This window comes from Streptomyces bobili, assembly GCF_002154575.1.
In the GTDB taxonomy this organism is placed as follows: Bacteria; Actinomycetota; Actinomycetes; order Streptomycetales; family Streptomycetaceae; genus Streptomyces; species Streptomyces bobili.
Genome location: NZ_MUBA01000605.1, coordinates 268 through 4,665 on the forward strand (window position 1 = coordinate 268; position 4,398 = coordinate 4,665).

Genomic DNA, 4,398 nt, shown 5'->3' on the forward strand with positions numbered 1-4,398 from the left:
ACAGCGCGGGCCGGTCCACCAGGTGCACCGCCAGGACCGTCATCACCAGCAGGGACAGCACCGCCAGCAGCCATGACCTGCGCAGCACCGGGGTGGCCGTCAGCAGCCGGGCGGTGTGATCGGCCACGCCGAGCCGCATCAGCAGCCGCTCGGCCAGGCTCGGCCGGGGCGCGTCCAGTTCGGCGTCCAGCCGCTCCCAGGCTTCGTCCAGCGCGACCGGGTCGGTCGCCCCCGCGAGCCGCGACCGGCACTCGGCGCACCCCGCGAGGTGCGTGTCGGCGGACCACAGGAGGGGCGCCGTCAACTCGCCCCGCACATAGGCCCGCAGGTCCTCTTCTGCCACGTGCCACGTCATGCCAGGACCTCCTTCGCTCTGCCGGCCTCCACGCATCCGCGTGGGCGCCCTTCCGTCACGTACCGCCTCATGCCAGCGCCTCCCGCAGTTGCTTGCGGGCCCGCTGCGCCCGCGTCTTGACCGTCCCCGGGGGGATGCCGAGCAGGACGGCGGCCTCCCTGGTCGTGAGTCCGTCGATGACGGTGGCCTGGAGGACCGCCCGCAACTCCGGTGAGAGGCGGGTGAGGGCACCGGCGAGGTCCCCGTGCTCCACTCCCGCGAGCACGCGCTCCTCCGCCGAGGCCTCGTCGCGATGGCGCAACCGGGCCAGGGTCTGGCGCAGCCGGCCTCGCGCCCCGTCGCCGCGCACGGTGTCGACGAGGCGGCGGGAACCGATGCGCCACAGCCAGCCGGCCGCGTCCTCGGAGTGGCCCTCCGCCCGGAAGCGGGCGGTACCGCGCCACACCGCGAGGAACGTCTCCTGGACGACGTCGTCGACGTCGGCGTGGCCGTTCAGGGCGCGGCCGACGACGTTGTAGACGAGTGGCAGCCAGCCCGCGACCAGCTCGTCCAGCGCCTGCCGGTCGCCGGCCTGCGCGGCGGCGATCGTGGCGTGCCAGTGCCGCCCGTCTCCGCGGTCCGCGTTCGTGCTCATGCCCGCACCTTGTCAGCAGGGGGTGTGCGCTTGGCAATGTCGGAGATCACATCCTGGAGACGGGTGGCGGGCCCGCGCGATAACAGTTTTCCGCGCCACGGGAGACCCGGCCGGGAGCCCCTAGGGGCCGGACCCCGACAACAGCCCTGTCAGGTGCGGAACTTGCTCCGGGACGGACCAGGGGCGCATGCCCTCCCCGGTGACGATCCGGTCACCGCCGGAAGGCCGGAGGATGACCACACGTCCCGCATCCCGTACTCCACGTCCCGCGTCCCGCACCCCCGCGTCCCGTCACCGATCCCACAGGAGCCTTCCCGTATGCGCGCTCGCCGCCGTACCGTCGCCCTCGCCGCCTCCCTGGTGCTCGCCCTCGGGGCGGGCCCGCTGGCCGTCCCCGCCTTCGCCTCACCCACCCACCCGGCGGCAGCCGAGCCGTGTGCCGACGGCTTGAACGCGCGAGCCCTGTGCGAGGCGGTCGCCGGACTCCCGGACGCGGACGCGACGGCGGCCCTGGTCCAGGTGGGCGGCACCGACGGCACCTGGCGGGGCAGCGCGGGCGTGCGGGACCTGGCGAGCGGCCGTCCGGCCGACCCGGACGCCCGTTTCCGGGCCGGCTCGGTGACGAAGGTGGTGACCGCGGCGGCGGTGCTGAAGCTCGCGGCGCGGGGTGAGATCGACCTGGACCGGCCCGTCCAGCGCTATCTGCCGGGTCTCCTCGGCAGGGACTTCCGGCCGGTCACCGTAAGGCAGTTGCTGAACCACACCAGCGGCATCCCGGCGGGCGACGGCCTCGGCGAGACCTTCGAGGAGGTGTACGCCCACCGCTACGACACCCTCACGCCCCAGGCCGTCGTGGCCTCGGCGGCGGCGAAGGGCCCGGAGTTCCGCCCCGGCCGGAGGCAGCACTATCTCAACATCAACTACACGGTCCTGGGGTTGCTGATCGAGAAGGTGACGGGGCAGCCGTACGCCACCGCGGTCACGGGGCTGGTGCTGGCGCCCGCCGGGATGCGTGACACCTACTTCCCCGGCACCGACCCGCGCATCCTCGGCCCGCACAACCACGGCTACCAGGCCGTGCGCAAGGCCGACGGGACGACGGAGTTCGTCGACGTCACCGAGTGGAACCAAGCGGACCGGTTCGCGGCCGGGGACATGATCTCCACGACCGCGGACCTGGAGCGCCTGCTCGGCTCGCTGTTCGGGGGACGGCTCGTGCCGCGGCCCCAACTGCGGGAGATGTTCACGGTCCCGGCGCACATCGAGGGGGCCACGTACAGCGCCGGGCTCCAGCGGTTCGAGTACGGCGGCCGGGTCTACTGGCTCAAGTCGGGTGGCCGGTACGGCTACAACGCGCTGATCGCCGGGACCCGGAACCTGAGCCGGACCCTGGTCTACTCCGTCAACGCGACGGACGCGAAGGGCGAGGGGATGAACCCGGTGGCCGAGCGCATCGCCCTCGCCGCCCTCAAGTAGCGGCCGGAGCCCAGGCGTTGGGCGCGGTGAGCGCCTCCAGCCGCTTGATCCTCCGTCGGACGACGTACAGCGGGATCACGCCGAACACGCCGAAGGACATGTCGATGACGCTCCACCAGGAGGGGATGCCGCGCACCGGGCCGCTGATCAGGGCGAGCGGGATGATCCCTGCGCAGGCGATCATCGCGAACTCGACGACCCAGATGTTGCGGACCGGGTCGCGGTAGGGGCCGTAGAAGGCGACCGCGATGACGAGGTGCGCGAAGGCCAGCCAGTCGGTGCCGTAGAGCATGAAGGGGTACTCGGCGTCGACGACGTCGAGCCCCTGCCGCACCCGCACGATCCAGTCCATGAGGCCGGGGAGGTGCTCCGGCACGGACAGGGCCCGCAACAGGTCCTCGGTCCAGCGCAGTTCGTGCACGAGCGGGAAGGCCGTGGCGCCGCTGAGCACCAGGCAGACGACGAAGAAGACAAGCCAGGCTCGGATGCCCTTGAGGAGGGCGGCTCTGTCGCTCATGCCGGCAGCGTACGCCGCGAGTTGAACATGTTCAAAACCATTCGGGCGCCCCACCGCGCCAACGGCCCGCCCTTCCTCTTCACTCCATACCCCGTGGGGGTATAGAGTGCTGTCATGGATACCCCCCATGGGTATCCATGACAGCAGGTGAAGAGAGAGAAGAGTCGGGAGCCCGGTATGAACCCCTTGCAGAAGATCGGCGCGTTCACGGCGGCGCTGGCCGCGGCCTTCGGCACCGCCTACGGGGTCGGTACGGCGTTCGGCCCGCTCGACCAGGAGACGACCGCCGCCGGCCACAGCGAGAGCCACAGTCCGGAGCCGGCGAGGAAACCCACGGCCGGTGATCTCCTCCCGGCCGGCCTCCAGGTCTCCCAGGACGGCTACTCCCTGGACCTGGAGACCACCGCCGTCCCGGCCGGGAAGCGGAGCACCCTGCGCTTCGTCGTCCGGGACGCCGACGGCGACCCCGTGACCCGCTACCGGACCGCCCACGGCAAGCAGCTCCACCTGATCCTCGCCTCACGCGAGCTGACGACGTACCGCCACCTCCATCCCGTGCGGGCCGCCGACGGCACCTGGAGCACCCCGGTGGACCTGCCGGCCGCGGGCGGCTACCGCGTCTTCGCGGACTTCGTGCCGGCCGCCGAGACCGAAGGCCTCACCCTCGGCTCCGACCTGACGGTCACCGGGCCCTACCGGGCGAGCGAACCGCCCGCGCCCGCGGCCACCACCACCGTCGACGGCTACACCGTCGCCCTCAAGGGCACCCTCACCGCGGGCGGCGAGAGCGACCTGGCCTTCACCGTCCGCCGGGACGGCCGCCCGGTCACCGACCTGGAGCCCTACCTCGGCGCCTACGGCCACCTGGTCGCCCTGCGCTCCGGTGACCTGGCCTACCTGCACGTCCACCCGCACGAGGAGGCCGTGGGCGACGCGACGTCCGGGCCCGAGGTGTCCTTCGCCGCCACCGCGCCCAGCACCGGCACCTACCGGCTGTTCCTGGACTTCAAGGTCGACGGGACGGTCCGCACGGCGGCGTTCACGGTACGGACCGGCACGCAGGCGGCACCCGAGGCCGACCCCGGTACGCACGAGGAGGAGACCCCGCACGGCCACTGAGGCCGCATCGGCGCATTCCTTCGGCCCTCCCGTCGTTGCCGCCGGGCACCCGGCACCTGCGTCAGCGACGCGTACCGGCCTCGGAGGGGGCGATCGACGGCGCGTTCGCCTCGGCGGACGTCTCCGGCGTGGCCGTCGGACGCGACTCCGTACTATCCGGACTGGGTGCGGGCACGTCGGTGTCGCTGCCGGGTTCGGGGGTCCGGTTCCCCTCCGTAGGGTCCGTGGCGGAGGGGACGGAGGGGACGGCTGACGGAGTCGGAGTCCGCACGGCCGGCGCGCTGCTCGCAGGCGGCG

General features: G+C 72.8%; 5 protein-coding genes. 2 read left to right on the plus strand and 3 right to left on the minus strand.

Features of this window, described 5'->3' with window-relative positions; all coding sequences use genetic code 11:
• Both BZL64_RS41610 and BZL64_RS34770 read right to left on the minus strand, forming a co-directional pair.
• A partial coding sequence (locus BZL64_RS41610) for a zf-HC2 domain-containing protein (protein ID WP_244205691.1) occupies positions 1-355 on the minus strand: 355 nt, incomplete at its 3' end.
• A 67-nt stretch (positions 356-422) separates the two neighbouring features.
• Entirely contained in the window at positions 423-989 is a 567-nt protein-coding gene (locus BZL64_RS34770) for an RNA polymerase sigma factor (protein WP_086773058.1), read from the minus strand.
• Positions 990-1,307: 318 nt separating this feature from the next.
• On the opposite strand from BZL64_RS34770, the gene BZL64_RS34775 reads away from it, so the two are divergent.
• Positions 1,308-2,465, plus strand: coding sequence for a serine hydrolase domain-containing protein (locus BZL64_RS34775; protein WP_086773059.1), 1,158 nt, complete (start codon positions 1,308-1,310; stop codon positions 2,463-2,465).
• Here BZL64_RS34775 and BZL64_RS34780 read toward each other — a convergent pair.
• Positions 2,458-2,982: a hypothetical protein gene (locus tag BZL64_RS34780; protein WP_086773060.1), complete on the minus strand. Its 525-nt coding sequence runs from the start codon at positions 2,980-2,982 to the stop codon at positions 2,458-2,460. The genes BZL64_RS34775 and BZL64_RS34780 overlap by 8 nt on opposite strands.
• 177 nt (positions 2,983-3,159) lie before the next feature.
• Here BZL64_RS34780 and BZL64_RS34785 point away from each other — a divergent pair, with 177 nt between their 5' ends.
• The gene (locus BZL64_RS34785) at positions 3,160-4,101 is read left to right on the plus strand and encodes a hypothetical protein (protein ID WP_086773061.1); all 942 of its coding nucleotides are present in this window, start codon (positions 3,160-3,162) and stop codon (positions 4,099-4,101) included.
• Positions 4,102-4,398 lie beyond the last annotated feature (297 nt).

What these genes read in the sequence shown, in the direction of transcription:
- BZL64_RS34770 (WP_086773058.1), bottom strand. Translation starts at nt 989, where the DNA reads ATGAGCACGAACGCGGACCGCGGAGACGGGCGGCACTGGCACGCCACG.
- BZL64_RS34785 (WP_086773061.1), top strand. Translation starts at nt 3,160, where the DNA reads ATGAACCCCTTGCAGAAGATCGGCGCGTTCACGGCGGCGCTGGCCGCG.
- BZL64_RS34780 (WP_086773060.1), bottom strand. Translation starts at nt 2,982, where the DNA reads ATGAGCGACAGAGCCGCCCTCCTCAAGGGCATCCGAGCCTGGCTTGTC.
- BZL64_RS34775 (WP_086773059.1), top strand. Translation starts at nt 1,308, where the DNA reads ATGCGCGCTCGCCGCCGTACCGTCGCCCTCGCCGCCTCCCTGGTGCTC.